The organism is Streptococcus parasanguinis (assembly GCF_019929185.1).
Classification (GTDB): domain Bacteria; phylum Bacillota; class Bacilli; order Lactobacillales; family Streptococcaceae; genus Streptococcus; species Streptococcus parasanguinis_O.
Map to the genome: position 1 here is coordinate 18,996 of NZ_JAHZPC010000014.1, position 17,090 is coordinate 36,085.

At 37.8% G+C, this 17,090-nt stretch carries 17 protein-coding genes; 2 read left to right on the top strand and 15 right to left on the bottom strand.

Features of this window, described 5'->3' with window-relative positions; all coding sequences use genetic code 11:
* Positions 1-12: 12 nt before the first annotated feature.
* The 13 genes from K1I56_RS08225 to K1I56_RS08285 all read right to left on the bottom strand — a co-directional run bounded on the left by K1I56_RS08225 (position 13) and on the right by K1I56_RS08285 (position 12,964).
* A complete protein-coding gene (locus K1I56_RS08225) occupies positions 13-1,236 on the bottom strand; it encodes an ABC transporter ATP-binding protein (protein WP_223325732.1) in 1,224 nt (407 codons plus the stop codon).
* The gene (locus tag K1I56_RS08230) at positions 1,236-2,042 is read right to left on the bottom strand and encodes an ABC transporter permease (protein WP_003003247.1); all 807 of its coding nucleotides are present in this window, start codon (positions 2,040-2,042) and stop codon (positions 1,236-1,238) included. Before K1I56_RS08230 ends, K1I56_RS08225 begins: the two co-directional genes overlap by 1 nt.
* A complete protein-coding gene (locus K1I56_RS08235; protein ID WP_223325733.1) occupies positions 2,042-2,983 on the bottom strand; it encodes a glycosyltransferase family 2 protein in 942 nt (313 codons plus the stop codon). Before K1I56_RS08235 ends, K1I56_RS08230 begins: the two co-directional genes overlap by 1 nt.
* Positions 2,980-4,128: a beta 1-4 rhamnosyltransferase Cps2T gene (gene cps2T / locus K1I56_RS08240; protein WP_223325734.1), complete on the bottom strand. Its 1,149-nt coding sequence runs from the start codon at positions 4,126-4,128 to the stop codon at positions 2,980-2,982. The genes K1I56_RS08235 and cps2T overlap by 4 nt, the downstream gene beginning before the upstream one ends.
* A gap of 122 nt (positions 4,129-4,250) precedes the next feature.
* Positions 4,251-5,729 carry a DUF2142 domain-containing protein gene (locus K1I56_RS08245; RefSeq protein ID WP_223325735.1) on the bottom strand — a complete coding sequence of 493 codons (1,479 nt, stop codon included), beginning with the start codon at positions 5,727-5,729 and terminating at the stop codon, positions 4,251-4,253.
* A gap of 9 nt (positions 5,730-5,738) precedes the next feature.
* Positions 5,739-6,515, bottom strand: a complete 777-nt coding sequence (locus tag K1I56_RS08250) for a glycosyltransferase family 2 protein (protein WP_223325736.1) — start codon at positions 6,513-6,515, stop codon at positions 5,739-5,741.
* Entirely contained in the window at positions 6,505-6,861 is a 357-nt protein-coding gene (locus K1I56_RS08255) for a DUF2304 domain-containing protein (protein WP_223325737.1), read from the bottom strand. Before K1I56_RS08255 ends, K1I56_RS08250 begins: the two co-directional genes overlap by 11 nt.
* Complete coding sequence (locus K1I56_RS08260; RefSeq protein WP_223325738.1) at positions 6,861-7,577, bottom strand: glycosyltransferase family 2 protein; 717 nt, start codon at positions 7,575-7,577, stop codon at positions 6,861-6,863. The genes K1I56_RS08255 and K1I56_RS08260 overlap by 1 nt, the downstream gene beginning before the upstream one ends.
* A 64-nt stretch (positions 7,578-7,641) precedes the next feature.
* Positions 7,642-8,628: a glycosyltransferase family 2 protein gene (locus tag K1I56_RS08265; RefSeq protein WP_223325739.1), complete on the bottom strand. Its 987-nt coding sequence runs from the start codon at positions 8,626-8,628 to the stop codon at positions 7,642-7,644.
* Position 8,629: 1 nt separating this feature from the next.
* Positions 8,630-9,883, bottom strand: a complete 1,254-nt coding sequence (locus K1I56_RS08270; RefSeq protein WP_223325740.1) for an oligosaccharide flippase family protein — start codon at positions 9,881-9,883, stop codon at positions 8,630-8,632.
* Positions 9,884-10,030: 147 nt separating this feature from the next.
* Positions 10,031-11,065 (bottom strand): acyltransferase family protein, encoded by a 1,035-nt coding sequence (locus tag K1I56_RS08275; protein WP_223325741.1) that lies wholly within the window; start codon positions 11,063-11,065, stop codon positions 10,031-10,033.
* A 55-nt stretch (positions 11,066-11,120) separates the two neighbouring features.
* A complete protein-coding gene (rfbD, locus tag K1I56_RS08280; protein ID WP_223325742.1) occupies positions 11,121-11,972 on the bottom strand; it encodes a dTDP-4-dehydrorhamnose reductase in 852 nt (283 codons plus the stop codon).
* 65 nt (positions 11,973-12,037) lie between these two features.
* Positions 12,038-12,964, bottom strand: coding sequence for a glycosyltransferase family 2 protein (locus K1I56_RS08285; protein ID WP_223325743.1), 927 nt, complete (start codon positions 12,962-12,964; stop codon positions 12,038-12,040).
* 126 nt (positions 12,965-13,090) lie between these two features.
* Between K1I56_RS08285 and K1I56_RS08290 the strand changes: the two genes are divergently transcribed.
* Together K1I56_RS08290 and K1I56_RS08295 are read left to right on the top strand one after the other, a co-directional pair.
* A complete protein-coding gene (locus tag K1I56_RS08290) occupies positions 13,091-14,071 on the top strand; it encodes a Gfo/Idh/MocA family protein (RefSeq protein ID WP_223325744.1) in 981 nt (326 codons plus the stop codon).
* Positions 14,068-15,153, top strand: coding sequence for a DEAD/DEAH box helicase (locus K1I56_RS08295; protein ID WP_223325745.1), 1,086 nt, complete (start codon positions 14,068-14,070; stop codon positions 15,151-15,153). Before K1I56_RS08290 ends, K1I56_RS08295 begins: the two co-directional genes overlap by 4 nt.
* Positions 15,154-15,195: 42 nt before the next feature.
* Here the strand turns inward: K1I56_RS08295 and K1I56_RS08300 are convergent, their stop codons facing one another.
* Positions 15,196-16,578 (bottom strand): polysaccharide deacetylase family protein, encoded by a 1,383-nt coding sequence (locus K1I56_RS08300; RefSeq protein WP_223325746.1) that lies wholly within the window; start codon positions 16,576-16,578, stop codon positions 15,196-15,198.
* Between the two features lie 109 nt (positions 16,579-16,687).
* Positions 16,688-17,068 (bottom strand): lactoylglutathione lyase, encoded by a 381-nt coding sequence (gloA, locus tag K1I56_RS08305; RefSeq protein ID WP_003006623.1) that lies wholly within the window; start codon positions 17,066-17,068, stop codon positions 16,688-16,690.
* Positions 17,069-17,090 lie beyond the last annotated feature (22 nt).

Consider the following 17,090-nt stretch of genomic DNA (forward strand, 5'->3'; position numbering starts at 1 on the left):
ATTTCCCTCAGTCTAGTCAGTCATTGACCATGTTCCATTGCGTTGGATTAAGCCACTTGCCGAATCCATTGCTGATTTATCATCCAAAGCAATATCATCTCGATTGATAAAGATCAGTGGAGTCTGGGTGGCATCTGAAAAGGCCAACATCTGCCCTTCCTCATCCCTTACTGTCACTTCCAATTTCATTTTTAAGTCATTTACAGTTGGCAGTGAACAAGTATAATGAACTGTTTTATGTCCAGCTCCACTCATCAGTTGATTCATAGAATTATCATTGTAGATCCAAATGTTCCGATCAATATCCGTTAAAGACAGAGCGATATAGGTCCTGATATCTTCACGAACATCAAAATCAATCTGGAACTGAATAGGATCTTGAGGACGTAATTTGTTTGAGCTTAACAACTGAAGCTGAAAATTTTCTACCAAGACTTTTTCTTCCTGGTTGGAATTGCCTGCTCCATTAGCTTCTCCTCCCTGTTGCAAAGGAGCTGTATTATCAAAACTGTACTGATTGGCAACATTTTCTGGACTCCCTAAAGCCTTCACCAATCCATTTTCAATCAAAACAGCCTTGTTACAATATTTCTTGACGGCTCCCATATCATGGGTAACGAGGATCGTGGTTTTCCCTGATTTCTTGCGTTCTTGGAAGTAATCGTTACACTTGCGCTGGAAGGCTTCATCTCCTACTGCGAGGACCTCGTCCAAAATCAAGATATCCCCTTGGGCCTTAATGGCAACCGAAAAGGCCAGACGAACCTGCATGCCTGATGAGTAGTTCTTAAGCTTTTGGTTCATGAATTCATGCAACTCGGCAAAGTCTACGATATCATCATACATGGCATCAATTTCAGCTGTTGAGAAGCCTAGCATAGCCCCGTTCATATAGACATTTTCTCGACCTGTCAGTTCTGGGTTAAAGCCCACTCCAAGCTCGATAAAAGACACCAGTTTCCCATCAATAGTGACGGTACCTTTTTCTGGCACATAGATTTCAGAAATAATTTTCAAGAGAGTCGATTTTCCAGAACCATTTCTTCCGAGGATCCCGAAAAAGTCTCCTTTTTCTACTTCAAAAGAAATATTCTTAAGCACATGTTGTTCTTTGTATCCTTTGATTCCTTTGAAGCGATTGACCAGGGCAGTTCGAAGACTATTGGTTGCCTCTGTTGGCAACTTAAAGTACTTGCTGACATGGTCTACTTTTACTGCAATTTGTTTATCTGTCATTAGAGAATCTCCGCAAATTTCTTAGCATGTTTGTTAAAGTAAGCAAAGCCAGCAACAAAAATAAGAATTGGTAAAACATAAGGAATCAAAACCAAGAACTTATTTTCCACCAAAAGCCAGACAGGGGTATTGGCCTTATCAATCAAGAAATAACGCATATCTTGAATAATTTGAGCCAAAGGATTCATCATGACCAACTTAGCAGCCCATGGATTGCGGTCTGCAATAAAGGTAATCGGATAGATAATTGGCGTCGCATACAGGCCGGCTTGCAGGAGTACTTCCCAGACTTGACCTAGGTCACGGAAACGAACAAAAAATGTCGCTAAGATCAATGCACACCCTGTCGCCATCAAGAACAACTCAAAGAATAGCGGAATCACCATCAAAGCTGTCCAAGAGAATGTCACCCCATTAAAGAATGAAAAAATTAAGACAACAACCAGGTTAATGACAAAGTTGATGGCTGCTCCTGAAATCGCAGACAAGACGATGATATGTTTGGAGAAATTCAACTTCCGCAATAGGTCGCCTCGACTAACGATCGACACCATCCCCATAGATGTGGCTTCTGAGAAGAAGCCCCAGATTACATTGGCCAACAAGAGGGCAACTGGGAAATGGGGCACATCTCCACCCAAGCGTAAGAATCGGATGAAGACAATATACATGATCGTAAAGGTCATCAGGGGCTTTAAAATCGACCAAAGATAACCGATTGCTGATCCTTGGTAACGTAATTTAAAGTCTGTTTTGATTAATTCTCTTAATAAAATTCGATTTTTCTGACTAAAAACGTCAAACATTATTTTTTACCTCGATATGCAAACTTTGTCAGAATCAAGCTGGTAAACACAACCGTATGAAAAGCCCGGTTCTTCCGGTAACCGTACTGACGAATCCGTCTCAAACGTTCTTTTAGTGAAACATCCATAATGGTGACAAAGTTTTCAATGATTTCTTTAGTTTGGGAACTGACAGGCAGATCCAATAGATTTTTTGCTTGTTCTTGACTGGACTCAATGAGATTCCAATATTTAGCAAAAAGAATATGAGGGCGAACCCAATTTTTAACCCGTTTTCTAAGGGTACGAGCCCCCAGAACATTGCTACTGTGCTGACGGTACAATTCTGTTGGCCGATCGATATAGATGAGCTTCCCAAATGCAGTTGCCAACAAGGCCAAATACCAATCATGCATAAGAAGTGCATGTTTTTCTTGACCCGTCCATAAGTCAGCCAGCGCGTGGTTAATCATGGCTACCCCACCAGTTACCGTATTTTCCGTCAACTCTTGAATCAATTCTGTATTGGCATGATCAGACTGGGTGCGAATCATACTCTCATGCTGCACATTCAAATTTTCATCGACCACTTTTAAATCTGTGTAGACCAGCAAAGGCACTTCTTGAGGATGCTTCTCTGCTTCTGCTACTTGAAGGGCAATCTTTTCTGGTAGCCAAACATCATCTTGGTCACTGAAGCAATAAAGATCAGCTTTTTCATATTTCAGAAGGGCATGGAAGCTCTTGATAACACCAAGATTTTCGATAGCTCCTTGGTTGATAAAGCGAATGCGCTCATCCTTGGCCACCAACTCTTGAATGATCTCCACCGTACCATCTGTCGATCCATCATCTCGGATCAAGAGTTGCCAGTCTTGATAAGTCTGGTCTTGGATACTTTTGACCTGCTCTTTTAGATACTGTTCACCATTATAGGTGGACAACAAGATATTTACTTTCATGATAAGAATAATTCCTCGTACTCACCTACAATTTTTTCCCAGGTAAAGTTTTGCTTCATATTAGCCTTGGCTCGTTGACCCCATTCAGATACATCTTCCAAAGGATCCACCTGGTCAATCAAATGCGCTAAATTCCCAGTTTCTTTAGTCCAATATTGAGCCGAATCCTTAGCGACCGTTTGGTTAAAGGAGACCCCTAAAACTAAATTCAGATCCGTCTGAGCAAGAGCCTCTAGGAGACCAGGATTGGTTCCACCCACTTCATGACCATGGATATAGGCAAAGGCTTCTTTACGGATATACTTCAATAGGTCTTGATCATAGACCGTTCCTACAAACTTAACACGAGGATCCTGATCAAATCCAGTTCGAGCTCGGAGCTCCTCAAAATAAGGATTGCCTTCCTGGTTACAAATGATCACCAAATCCCGTTTGGTGGAAGAGGCCATAAATTCACGAATGGCGGTCTCATAATTATTTTCTGGGACAAAGCGGCCCAAGATCAAATAATAGTTCTTCTCCTGTGTCTGCCATTTCTGATAGAATTCTCGGACCTTATTATCCTGACTATTTAGGCTAGTCGGAGACAAGTCCGTTCCGTAGGCAATATAGGTCGTCTTGGACCAAGGATAGGCTTCCTTGATATAGGACTCAATACCAGGGTTGTCAGAAATCACCAAGTCAGCATGGCGCGTCATGATCTTTTCAGAATACTTGAGATAGGCTTGGATCGGCTTGGCCCACTTGGCCCGCTTCCACTCCAGTCCATCTGGATTGATATAAAATCGTCCGCCTATCTTATGGATCTTGCTCGCAAAAGGCGCCACAAAGGCTCCGATTGTATTGCCCAAGACGTAAAAAATCGGCTGTTCAATTCCTTGTTTCTTAATAAGCTTCAAGGCATAGTTGATGGCCATCATATCATAGGCGATGACACGCGCAGGCCCAAGCTTAGGGGCTTTAATCGTAAAACAATCCACACCCTTGTAGTCAAAATGTTGATAAGCTTGATCATTAGAAAGGCAAGCAACATGGTACTGGATATCTGGAGACACTTGATGCGAAACCAATTGATCCACAAAAGTCTCAAAACCGCCATATTGAGCCGGAAGCCCACGACTTCCGATAATAAAAACATGTTGCATAGAGTTCCCTTTCAAATCATTCACAGTCTATTCAATTATACCATTTTCTAGGCCTTTTGCCTAATGCAAACAGAAAAGCGACCACAAGGGCCGCTTCAATTTTCTCTTATTTCAACTTAAAACTAAACAACAGAATATAATACTGAAATAATTTGCAATACCGTTAATGACAAAATAATAAAGCTACCTTGCACTATAAATGAATCAGATACTCTATTCTCTTCATCTACTTTTCTTTTAAAGAGACTAGATATGACCGGAATCATCAGGGATATAACTCCCAAATAATATCTTCCCTGAACACCCAAAACTTCAAATTTTCCAATCGGTGTCCATGTTAAATATAGTGTGAGAGAAACTATACCAATAATTGAGAATGTAACTAAACTAGCACCAATTATAGATAATTTTGGAACATTAATTCTTCCTAAGTTTGAAAATATAATAATCAAATAAAAAGTAAAGATTGGTAAAACAACTTCTGTCATAGAGAGATCTAACCAGCCAAACACAAATAATTGATTTAAATGATTAACTGATAATAACATCTCTCTCAAAATAACTGGAATATACAATTTTGGATAGGTTAAAATATTTTTTAATTGTTTTCCGAAGTCAACACCATCAAGACTTAATGTATCAACTCTAACTTCTTTAGAAAGAAAATACCATAATACAATAGAAAGGAACACTGCAGCAATTAGAGACAGTACTACTAAATAATACTTTTTACAATTTGTTTTCTTCCTAGGTATAAATAACAATAACCCTACCAGAAAACCATATGGCAATTTCATCGTTACAAGTACGATACACAATAAACAATAGACTAATAAATCTTTAAATTTAACAATTTTATCTTTATTGGTTACAAAATTTAAGAATAAACTGATAATTATATAAGTTAATCCAATAGCCATTGCATCTTGATTATAGGACGCAGCTAAAACAAGATTCATTGGAATCATGACAACCATTGTCATTAATTGTTTTGATTTACCACTTAGCCTTATTGCTATCATTGCTAAAATGCAATAAGATATGACATTAAAAATTCGACCCAAATAATAGGAGACTCCGACACTCAAGTTCAAAAATTTTCCAATCCCGAATCCCAAAGCCTGAGGGATATAACCAATAAACCAATATGAGTTGGTTGCCCTGTAATCCGTTTCTTTGCCAAACTTCACTTGTTTGGTCGTCTGCCCTTCTTCAAACAAAGAAGATTTGGTAAATGTTTTTTTGAAATTTTTATAAACATCAAAGTAATCTTCCGTAATATGGATGTTTTTATTCCCCATATTGACATTACCTTCCACGATATGAATGGTTCTTGAAAGGTGAACATGTTCATCTGGCGTATTCAAAACCGGTGTAATGAAAGCAAATGAAAGGCCGCTAATAAGCATAGCAAGAAAGGTCCCAACATTTCTCTTGGGCAAAAGAAAAATGGAAAAAGCAAATACAACAAAAAATAGTACACCAATTTTAGGAAAATCAATTAAACGTCCAGTATATATAACTACTGTACAAATTGATAGAACAAGAAAAGTAAATAGATACTTTTTATTTCGACCATAACTATCAAAAATATAATCCATCATTTTCTCCTAATTATTCGTCTTCTGACTCTTCACATATTGTCTCATCAACAACTTGGCAATCCATTTAGGCCAAAAGAGTTCATACATGTATAGATCTTCTTTACTACGCGTATTGTCTGCAATCGTTTTTGATGTTTCAGACTCTCCATGAATACGGTGGCACATGAGCTTGTCAGATACATAAGCAAAACGACCTTTATACTCGCTGATCTTATACCATGCGTACCAATCCAAACTCACTCTCATTCCTTCATCAAAATAGAAATTCTTCAAATTTTCACGATTATAGGAGACAGCTGGACAACAAATCGGATTCCCAAAAGCCATCACACGGTTTCGCCAAAAGTGACTAGCAGGAAAAAGATTCATAGTTTTTAACATCAAGGTTTTGATCTTCAGATTTGTATTCGCAGGAATTTTATGGCCATCTTTTTCTTCAAAATAATCAGAATACCCAATCAACACATCTTGATTTTTTTCCATCTTAGCCAAAACTTTCTCAGCATAGTCCGGCTCATAATAATCATCCTGATGGGCTATGGTAGCATACTTCGTCTCTACAAAAGACATGGCATTGTTCCAATCCTTACCAATCCCACCACCTTGCTTGGTGTAAAATGGAATAGCATAACGCTGACAAAGTTCTTTGATCGAGTTCAGTGGTGTTGAACTATAACAGATAATCTGTGATTGGAAAGTTTGATTCTTCAAGGATTGAATACAAGCTTCCAAGTATTCGCTCTCACCATAAGCACAGATCACCCAAGTATGATTACTGTTCATCATTCTCCTCTTTCGTTTCTACTTGACTTTTTAAAATAGATAATTCTTGAACTAAATGCTTTATCTGTTCTTTTTGTTTTGACAAAGTCATGGTTTGCAAAAATCCAATGACCAACAGGAAAAAAATAGTAAGAGACAATAGAAAATTGGAGGTCAATTCAAATCCAAGTAATTTAGCAAAGTATCCAGGAATAGAATCAAACACTGAAATTACAATCATGACAAGACTGATAACAATCCATATGAATGCCTGTTCAAATAAGATATTATTTTTGTTGATATTTCTAATGACTAAATAAAGGAAAAAGATTGAAGCTATCAACATCACAATAGATAAAACTGACATTATTCACTCTCCTTCATAAAGGCTGCGATAAGAATTGATGAACATACTTCTATCATGTAACGAATAGACTTGATAGGGGTGATGGAGGATACTCCACCTGTACGTTCAAACATATTAGCAGGTTTTTCCACAACCTTATATTTACGTTTCAAAATGTGAACAATTGTTTCAGGCTCTGGATACTTGATTGGGTAACGTCTAGCAAATTGTTTGATAACAGCTTTATCAGCTAAACGATAGCCTGATGTCGTATCTAAAACTCTTTGTCCAGTTGTCCAATGAATCAGATTGGAAATAACGCCAATACCAAAACGTCTCATAAAAGTCGTTTGAAATTCCGACTTAACATCACCAACAAAGCGAGAACCAATTACTAGGTCTGCTTCATTTTTTCGAATTGGTTCTAGCAAATCTGATAAGGATTCAATATCATGCTGACCATCGCCATCAAATTGCACCGCTACATCATAATCATGCTCTAGTGCATATTTATATCCTGTTTGAACCGCACCGCCAATCCCAAGATTCATCACAAGATGAACAGCGTTAAAATGATTATCTTCCAAAATTTCTTTTGTCTTATCTGTTGATCCGTCATTGATCACAACATAGTCCAAATCAAAATCAACTTTCTTGCGGTAATTCAAGATACTTGTTACCGTGTCAAAAATACTTTCCTCCTCATTGTAGGCAGGAATTATCATTAAAACTCTCAACTACTTCTCCTTTCGCACATTTCTTTATCACAATCAATCTCTTAATAAAATTATAAAATTCAATTTATCCTCGATACTTCTTATAGAATTTTAATAAATAAGCAAATAACTTAGTTGAAACTTTCAGACCAAACATTTGACTAATCAACCCTGTTAATTTAAATTCTTTGTTAGTTAATATTCTAGAATATTTTAACAAGTAACGATACTTAAATAATAATCGTTTGATTTCTGGATTTGAAAGGTATTGATTCACATATGGCAAAATAGAAATATACGAAATTGAAAAATAAACTTCCAAACCTTTCCGTATATCTTTATTATACTTTTCGATATCTATAAGGCCGAGGTGGATACTTTTTAAAATATCATGAACATTTTTTTCTTTCACAATATTTGTGATGCTTCCTAGTCTATTTTGTCTATACATATAGCACATTTCGTTCAAAATGGAATAGGATTTGATATTCTTTAATACATCGGCACAATATAAACAATCTTCAGAAAGTAATCCTACAGGAAAATCCAACCCATTTTCAAATAAAATCCTCTTTACACATTTATTCCAAGCAGGTGCAGTAAAAAGTCCCGTAGAGACTATTTGGGAAATATTTGAATCTATTTTTCCATAAACCGGAGCTTTATCAAACCTTACTTCAATAGTTTCTGCTTTCGAATAATATTTTTCATATGAAAAAATCACCACATCACTACAATATTTTTCAATATTAAAGGACAACTTTTCAAGAAAATTCTTATTACTCCAAAAATCATCACCATCGACAAAGAGCAAATACTCACCTTTAGAATGCTTTATTCCTGTATTTCTCGCTGAAGATAATCCACCATTTTCTTGGTGAATGGTTCTAACAACTTCATATTTATATGATAGTTCATCACAAAGTTTACTTGTTTGACCATCTGTAGAACCATCATCAACAATAACAACTTCATATTCAGAATTAGGGAAATTTTGATCTGCAAGACTATCTACACATTCTTCTAAATACTCTGCCACATTATATGCAGCTACCACAATTGAAAATTTCATTTTACTTATTCTTTCTAATAAAAGTGTATGGATTCGTTATAAAATAAATGACTAATGAAGCTACTAACCAAGCTACCATTGAACAAAGAAATGATAGAGAGGCTCCAAAGATTTCAAATTTCGATACTAAGGGTTTAGCAGTTAAGAGAGACACAATATATCCTACAATAAAAGAAATTACCAAATAGCGCTGCTTTCGAAATACTGTTAAAATGTTATCACACACAGTTGAAAATGTACTTGCTATCCCCCCAAGTAGCAATACTATAAAGCTTGTTTTATATTGCCCTAGATCTGTCCCATATACAATATTTAAAACTGGAATTGCAAGAAAGAAACCTAAAAGGAAAATGAAGGTACACGTACCAAGTAAAATCTTGAAGAGATTATTCTTGTAAGTGACAAAATGAGAAATCTTCTTTTCTTCTAAAAAGACTGCAAGTTGTGTAATCATTGGTCTAAGAAATACAATCATAAGATTCATGGCAAAAATTGGTGTAAACAAAATACTAAAATCCCTCTGAACACCATTTCCAATCAAACCTTGATTAAAAATATCATTCAAAGCATATTTAGGCTGATTATAAATTGAGACCAACAAAAAAGCATTAATAAATAAAGGCAAACAATCTTTCAATACATTGATAATATTACTCAACCTAACACTCTTAAGATTTAAGCGATGGAAGACTTTTGAATTAGGATAATCAAATAGACCAATAAAAACAAATGAACTGATGGTTTGTGCGATCACAGACCACAATAGATTTTTAGAGATAACTAAAGTTAGAGCAAATACAATTGTTGATAAGGTATTTCTCAGAAAGAGAGACTTTCCAGCAATATCCAAACGTTCCTTCTGCTGAAATAATCCTTGAAAAACATCTGATAAAGCCTCACTGACTCTGAAAAAAGAGACCCAAAATATGATTCCAACATTTGAATGCGTATTCGGATTAAAAATGAGATACGTCACTAAAAGAAGAACCATTGCAATGTTTGAAATGATCCTCGTAACAAAATAGGTATCAAAAGAATACTTTTCTCTTATATCTGTTGCCTGAAAATCTCTGACCTGAAAACTAGCAAGAATAACAAATAGGTTTGCAATCGCATAGGCAAAACTGTAAATATCTGCTGAAGTACTATTCAAAGTACGTGTAACAATAAAAAGAAGAATAACTGAAACAACTGCCGAAGACATACTTCCTAAAATATTCCAGAAAAAAACCTTTTGGGGAGTTACATTTTCCAAGTATTACAACTCACTTTCAATCAGTATATTGCTTTTATTATATCATAAACAATATTAAAAAAAATCATTCAAAAGATAACTCTTAATCCATTTTTAAAATCAATTTATAAGTATCTATTTCATTTATCAAAAAATTCTACCAATAGTTCATTTTGAAAGTTTAGCAACAATATGCCGAGAAGTTTTTGTTCCAAGCACCAAAACAAAAGTAATCAATATAGATTGCAAGAATAATAAAAATACAATCAAAGGAAACTTCGGCAATATGTTTGAAAAATCTCCCCATCTTTCAATAATCTTAGGATACCAGTAGTAATCTCCGATTACAGACAACAGATAGATTGATAGCGTATTATTTGAGATAAAATAAATAATCTTTTGAAGCCATATTTTTTTTATATCAATATGTAGATGTAATACTAAATAATAAATTAAAGAAGACAAAAACAATACAGGAAGAACTGAGAATTCAATACCTAAACTCTTTTCTGACACCCCTGCGATTCCAACTATGCTTAAAATATCAACTATAATGATAGATAAAAACACCATCTTCATATTCCATTTTTTAGTTAATGAAGCAAGAAATATCCCAAGAAAGTAATAAGTAATAGGCCAAATCCCCTTCCAATAGTCGGGAACTAGATGTTGAATAACGATGAACTTTTGATTATTGTCTATTAATGAGAGTGTAGGTGGTAAAACAGTTAGAATAATCAGAATTAATATCACTAAACCTTGAGCTCTTTGATTTTTTAATGATTTATAACCACTATTTAATAATGGAATCAATAGATACAAACCAATATACATATTTACATACCAGGCGTAATGACTGAATGTAACTATATTAACAACTAATTTTTCCAAATATTCTATATTAAAAGCCTTATTATCAAATAATGTATAAACTGAAGCTGTTAAGACATATATACCAAGTACTGGGAGTAATTTTAGAAAATATACTTTACTATAGGTCTTATCTTTCATTAAACTACCTGTGACCATGATAAACAATGGAACACAAGTCATAAAAATTATCCAAATGAAAGAAGAATAGAAAACACTTTTAAAGCTGAAAGAACGTCCATAATAACTAGTATGAAGAAAAAAATGAACACATAATACAAACATTACAGCAATACATTTTAAAACATCAATATTGATATTCCTCTTTTTCATAACACTCCTTTCAATCAAATGAAAAGATGGCTTACTACCATCTTTTTCACTTTAATTATTTCACTTCTTGTTTATAGAACTCTTTCAAGGCATCCTTCCAGGTTGGAATAACAAATCCTGTTGCTTTCGCTTTTGCCAAACTCATTGTTGAGTTCAGTGGGCGTTTCGCCTTAGCTGGGAATTGGCTGGAATCCACTGGCTTCACTTCTACATCCGTATCTTTGAGGATTTCAACTGCAAAGTCATACCAAGTTGTATCTTCTTCAGCATCATTTGATAGATGGTAATAACCATATTCTTTACGGTTTTCAGCTAAATAAGTCATAAACTCAGCCAATGTACGTGTCCAGGTTGGACGACCATGTTGGTCATTGACGACCGTCAAAGTCTTGTGAGTCTTAGCTAAGTTTTGCATGGTGAAGACAAAGTTCTTACCGTAGTTCCCAAAGACCCAAGCTGTACGGATGATATAGAAGTTAGACACATGCTTCTCAACCAATTCTTCCCCCATACGTTTGGTACGACCGTACTCTGTTTGAGGATCTGGTTGATCGTCTACTTCCCACTCTTGACCTACTGGTTTTTCACCATCAAAAACGTAGTCTGTTGAAATATAAACCAAGGTTGCACCATGCTTTTCAGATGCTTTTGCTACATTTTCCGTACCAGTCACGTTGATAGCATAGTCCAACTCTTTTCCTTCGTCTTCAGCCGCATCAACAGCTGTATAGGCAGCACAGTGGTAGACTAGGGTTGGTTTTACTTCTGCGAATACCTCATCTACTTTTTCTGCATTTGTGATATCCATCTCAGCCACATCAACAGCTACATATTCTTCATTTCGTTCGTCTAACAAATGGCGAAGCTCCGTTCCAAGTTGACCATTTGCACCTGTAATTAAAATCATGTTACGTTCCTTTCAAATGCTTTATCCCTATCATTATAGCAAAAAAAGCAGAAGTTTTCTGCTTTTTACTCACTTTTCTCTTTGATGACATAGATTGGACGTTTCTTAGTTTCCATAAAGATCTTACCGATATATTTCCCTAAAATCCCAATGGTTAGTAATTGGAACCCTCCTAGGAAAAGAATCACTGTCATGAGGGATGGCCAACCTGAAGTAGGATCTCCAAAGACTAAGGTACGGATCACAATCAGAATCACCATGATAAAGGCCAAGATCCAAGATAAAAGTCCACCAATAAAGGCAATGTTTAATGGGGCATCCGAGAAATTGACAATCCCTTCAATCGAGTACTTAAAAAGGGACCAAAAATTCCAAGACGTCTCTCCTGCCACGCGCTCGACATTTTTATATTCCAGGTATTCTGTCTCAAATCCTACCCAAGCAAAAATTCCTTTTGAGAAACGATTGTACTCCGATAACTCCATGATAGCATCGACCATGGGACGGCGCATCAAACGGAAATCACGCGCCCCGTCAACCATTTCCACCTGACTAATATGATTGATCAATTTATAAAACATCCGTGCAAAGAAAGAGCGGATCGGTGGTTCCCCATCACGGGTTACGCGTCTCGTTCCGACACAGTCTAAATTCGGCTGTTCCTCCAACTTCTGCTTCATTTCAATCAATAACTCCGGAGGGTCCTGCAGATCTACATCCATGACCGTCACATATTCACCACTAGCACGCTCAAGTCCAGCATATAGTGCGGCCTCTTTCCCGAAATTTCGAGAAAAAGAAAGGTAGTGCACATTTGAATCTGTAACATGTAACTTTCGAAGAACGGATAGTGTACCATCTGAAGAGCCATCATTTATAAAAATATATTCAAACTTTTCTCCCATCTTCATCCGAACACGTTCCATTTCTCGATAAAACAATGGAATCGATTCTTCTTCGTTAAAACATGGGACTACAACTGATATGGTCATCTCTTACTCCTTGACTTATTCACTTTCTATTGTAACAAAAAACTCTCGTAAACCCTAGTATTTTTCACCCCGCCCCTCCCCCTTTTCATGGTATAATAGAGTGAATCGATTACGGAAGGACACCTTATGTTAAAGCTGGGAATTATTGGTACGAGTTGGATTTCACATGAATTTATTACAGCTGCTTATCAGACAGGCCACTATCACTTGCAGGCTGTGTATTCGAGAAAGATGAAGACTGCTCAAGAGTTTTGTGAGCCTTATGGAGCGATCTCTTGCTACACGGATTTCATCGACTTTTTAGACAGTGAGCTGGATGTGGTCTACATTGCCAGCCCCAATTCTCTTCATTTCGCTCAGGCCAAGCTTGCTATTTTAGCAAAGAAGCATGTCATCATTGAAAAACCGGCTGTGACCAAGCCTTCTGAATGGAAGGAACTGGTCAAGCTTGCTAATGAGCACCAGGTCTATCTCTTTGAAGCTGCCAGAAATTACCAAGAAGCAGCCTTTCAAGTAGTTAAAAACTTCCTCTCTAATCAGGAAATACTGGGCGCCAACTTCACCTTTGCCAAATATTCTTCCAAATTGCCGGCTCTTCTTGCAGGTGAGATGCCCAATATTTTCTCAGATGTCTATGCAGGTGGGGCCTTGATGGATCTGGGTGTCTACTGCCTCTACCTGGCCATTGGCTTCTTTGGAGTTCCAATCTCCAGCCACTACACCGCTCAGCAATTACCCAATTTGGTTGATCTCTATGGTCAAGGTGTCTTGATTTATCCAGAGTTTCAGGTTGCCATTCAGGCGGGGAAAAATATCACCAGCCATCTACCTGCTGAAATCTATACCAAGACTGGAACTCTGACTCTAAATGCTGTAGAAGCTATCAACCAGGCCCAATTTGTCAGCCATTCTGGGGAAGTCATCGACCTTCCGATCCAGTCCTGCCCACACCAAATGCAAGATGAGGCGGAAGCCTTTGCCCTTGCCATCGCTCATCAAAAGCCAGCTGCTTATCTTGAATGGTTACAAACAGCTGAGCAGGTCCATGAAACCCTCTACCAGATGCGTCAAAGCGCTGGAATACAATTTAAGGATGAAAAAGAATGAAAGAACAATTTCCACAAAGCTGGAAAGACCAGTTAGAAACACTTGGATTTGATACATTCACTGAAATTCAGGAACAGATCTTCTCCCCTATCTATGAAGGAGAAAATGTCCTCGGGATCAGTCCTACCGGTACAGGTAAGACACTCGCCTATCTCTTTCCGAGCTTGCTCAAACTCAAACCGAAGAAGGCCCAACAACTCTTGATTTTGGCTCCTAATACAGAATTAGCAGGACAAATTTTTGATGTCACCAAACAATGGGCAGAGCCTCTCGGTCTCCAGACACAACTCTTCCTTTCAGGATCTAGTCAAAAACGGCAAATCGAACGCCTCAAAAAAGGACCCGAAATCCTGGTTGGGACGCCTGGTCGGATCTTTGAGCTGATCAAGCTGAAAAAGATCAAAATGATGAATGTAGAAACCATCATTTTAGATGAATTCGACCAATTACTGAGCGATTCTCAGTACCACTTCATCGACAAGATCAGCCACTATGCTCCCCGTGACCACCAATATGTCTACATGAGCGCCACAGCCAAGGTCGATCCAGACCAGCTAGAAGAAAATACTCTTCGCATTTCGGTTGATGGAGTTTCTTTGGACAATATCCAACATTTTTATATGCAAGTGGATAAGCGAGACAAGGTCGAATTGCTCCGCAAACTCGCCTACGTCGAAGATTTTCGTGGTCTGGCTTTTTTCAACAGCCTGTCTGATCTAGGTAGTGCTGAAGAAAAACTACAATACCGGGGTGTTGAGGCCGTTTCGCTCGCCAGTGATGTCAATGTCAAATACCGCAAGGTCATTCTGGAACGCTTCAAAGACCATCAGCTGACCCTCTTGCTGGCCACCGATTTGGTCGCTCGTGGAATCGATATTGAACATCTTGAGTGTGTGATTAACTACGATATTCCTCGTGATGTGGAGACCTATACCCACCGTGCCGGTCGAACAGGACGAATGGGGCGGGAGGGCTATGTAATCACCTTTATCACCCACCCAGAAGAACTCAAATCCTTAAAAAAATACGCTTCTGTCCGTGAACTGGTTTTAAAAAATTCCGAACTCTTTTTAAATGAATAAGAAAATCCTCTGCTAGTGAATGAACTGCAGAGGATTTTTATGTTAATTTCCATTGTAATAAATGCGATGACTTTCAAGTTGATAATCCAACAATTCATCCACCGTTACAAAGGTATAGCCTTGTGATTTGAGGTAGTCAAGGACGGTCGGTAGAGCGTCAATCGTGGTTTGATGGATATCATGCATGAGGATAATCGAACCCGGTTTGACTTCTTTTTTCACTTCATTGAGAATAGCCGTCGTATTATGTGTCTTCCAATCTAGGCTATCTACATCCCACATGATGAAGGATTGGTCGACACCGTATTGGATAGCGTTATTGATGGCCCCATACGGAGGACGGGTAATCTTGGTCTGCACACCTGTCGCTTTTTGAATAGCTTCTTGGGTATCCAAGATCTCTTTTTTGGCATTATCCAAGCTCAATTTTGGCAATTGAGGGTGATCCCAGGTATGGTTCCCGATTTGATGACCTTCTTTGCGGACTTGCTTAGCAATATCCGGATTCGCACTGACATTTTTTCCGACCATAAAGAAGGTAGCTTTGGCATTGTATTTCTTTAAGATGGCCAGCGCCTGAGGAGTCGTGGTTGGATCTGGTCCATCATCAAAGGTCAGGGCAATCATCTTACGGTGGCGTTCTTCAATATAGGATTCATAAGAAGCTAGATCATCAGGAAGTAAGCGCTCTGTATCAATCACGTCGTAGAATTTAGACAAGGGAACAGTGAAGGTATCGTCTCCTTTAACCTTGGTTGGAAATGGAATGGTGAAATTTCCTTTTTCATATTGGAATTCCCATTGGCTCAAATCCAACTCTGAGAAGTGGGCAACCATTTGATCAATGCTTTCCTCGTCCAGCTGACGAAAGGCTAGATTCCCCCGTAATTCCTCCAAAAAGATCTGTTTGGCTCCATCTGGATCCGCAAAAACCTGGCTGAGGGTCAAAGGGTTACTATCATCATCCAAGTAAAAGAGGGGCAACTTCACCGTCTCATCTTTGATGAATTTCCCTTTTTTGTACTGGTATTCAGCCCGTTTGATTTGGATAGGGTGATAACCAACAAAAGGCGCTTCTGCTTCTTCACTATGGTAGAAGGTCAAATGCTTTGGCTCCTTGGTTTTCTCATCCGATCCTAGACGCTGAAGGTCTTCTTGGATCTTCTCTTTCACAATCTCAACAGGCTGTCCATCTTTAGTAGGATAATAAGCCGTCACATAAGAAGTTCCTAAAATCCCTTCCTGAACTTGAACATCTTTCCCTTTTTCAGAGCTTTTCTCGAGTTGGGTGACCTTGGCAAACTGATCCTGATAGGCTTTTTGTTCACGAACCCTTTGAATCTTTTGATAGCCGATATACAAAAGACTCAATAAAAGGAGATTTGTAATGATTAATAAAATAGTTTTCGTGTGTTTGAATCTCATAACTTTATTATAGCAAATTTCTCTCGAAAAAACATTCCTTTTTTGTAAATGGTTTCATAAAAAGAGGGCGACTGTCGTCGCCGACAGCGGCCCCTGTTTTTAGTCCCTCTTATTTTTCGCGAATGACTTCTACTTTATATCCATCCGGATCTACAACAAAATAGTAATTCGGTTGCGTTCCTGGAAGACCTTTTGGTTCCGTCACTTCATAGCCTTTAGCCTTGTGTTCAGCATTCAAACCTTCCAAATCAGGAGTACTCAAAGCAACGTGAGCATAGCCATCTCCGATGACATATGGACCATGATCATAATTGTAAGTCAATTCCAGCTCATAGTCATCTCCAGGCAAGGCCAAATAAACAATCGTGAACTTGTAGTCTGGGAAATCTTTCCGACGTTTTTCTTCAAAACCAAAAGCATCTTGGTAAAAAGCGATTGATTTTTCTAAGTTTTCCACACGAAGGCAAGTGTGCAACATTTTTGAACTCATAGGTTTTCCTCTTTTCTATTTT

Coding starts and splice junctions, on each gene's coding strand:
- K1I56_RS08225 (WP_223325732.1), bottom strand. CDS start 1,236: ATGACAGATAAACAAATTGCAGTAAAAGTAGACCATGTCAGCAAGTAC.
- K1I56_RS08245 (WP_223325735.1), bottom strand. CDS start 5,729: ATGGATTATATTTTTGATAGTTATGGTCGAAATAAAAAGTATCTATTT.
- K1I56_RS08265 (WP_223325739.1), bottom strand. CDS start 8,628: ATGAAATTTTCAATTGTGGTAGCTGCATATAATGTGGCAGAGTATTTA.
- K1I56_RS08290 (WP_223325744.1), top strand. CDS start 13,091: ATGTTAAAGCTGGGAATTATTGGTACGAGTTGGATTTCACATGAATTT.
- K1I56_RS08250 (WP_223325736.1), bottom strand. CDS start 6,515: ATGAACAGTAATCATACTTGGGTGATCTGTGCTTATGGTGAGAGCGAA.
- K1I56_RS08235 (WP_223325733.1), bottom strand. CDS start 2,983: ATGAAAGTAAATATCTTGTTGTCCACCTATAATGGTGAACAGTATCTA.
- K1I56_RS08255 (WP_223325737.1), bottom strand. CDS start 6,861: ATGTCAGTTTTATCTATTGTGATGTTGATAGCTTCAATCTTTTTCCTT.
- K1I56_RS08285 (WP_223325743.1), bottom strand. CDS start 12,964: ATGACCATATCAGTTGTAGTCCCATGTTTTAACGAAGAAGAATCGATT.
- K1I56_RS08300 (WP_223325746.1), bottom strand. CDS start 16,578: ATGAGATTCAAACACACGAAAACTATTTTATTAATCATTACAAATCTC.
- rfbD (WP_223325742.1), bottom strand. CDS start 11,972: ATGATTTTAATTACAGGTGCAAATGGTCAACTTGGAACGGAGCTTCGC.
- cps2T (WP_223325734.1), bottom strand. CDS start 4,128: ATGCAACATGTTTTTATTATCGGAAGTCGTGGGCTTCCGGCTCAATAT.
- K1I56_RS08295 (WP_223325745.1), top strand. CDS start 14,068: ATGAAAGAACAATTTCCACAAAGCTGGAAAGACCAGTTAGAAACACTT.
- K1I56_RS08230 (WP_003003247.1), bottom strand. CDS start 2,042: ATGTTTGACGTTTTTAGTCAGAAAAATCGAATTTTATTAAGAGAATTA.
- K1I56_RS08275 (WP_223325741.1), bottom strand. CDS start 11,065: ATGAAAAAGAGGAATATCAATATTGATGTTTTAAAATGTATTGCTGTA.
- gloA (WP_003006623.1), bottom strand. CDS start 17,068: ATGAGTTCAAAAATGTTGCACACTTGCCTTCGTGTGGAAAACTTAGAA.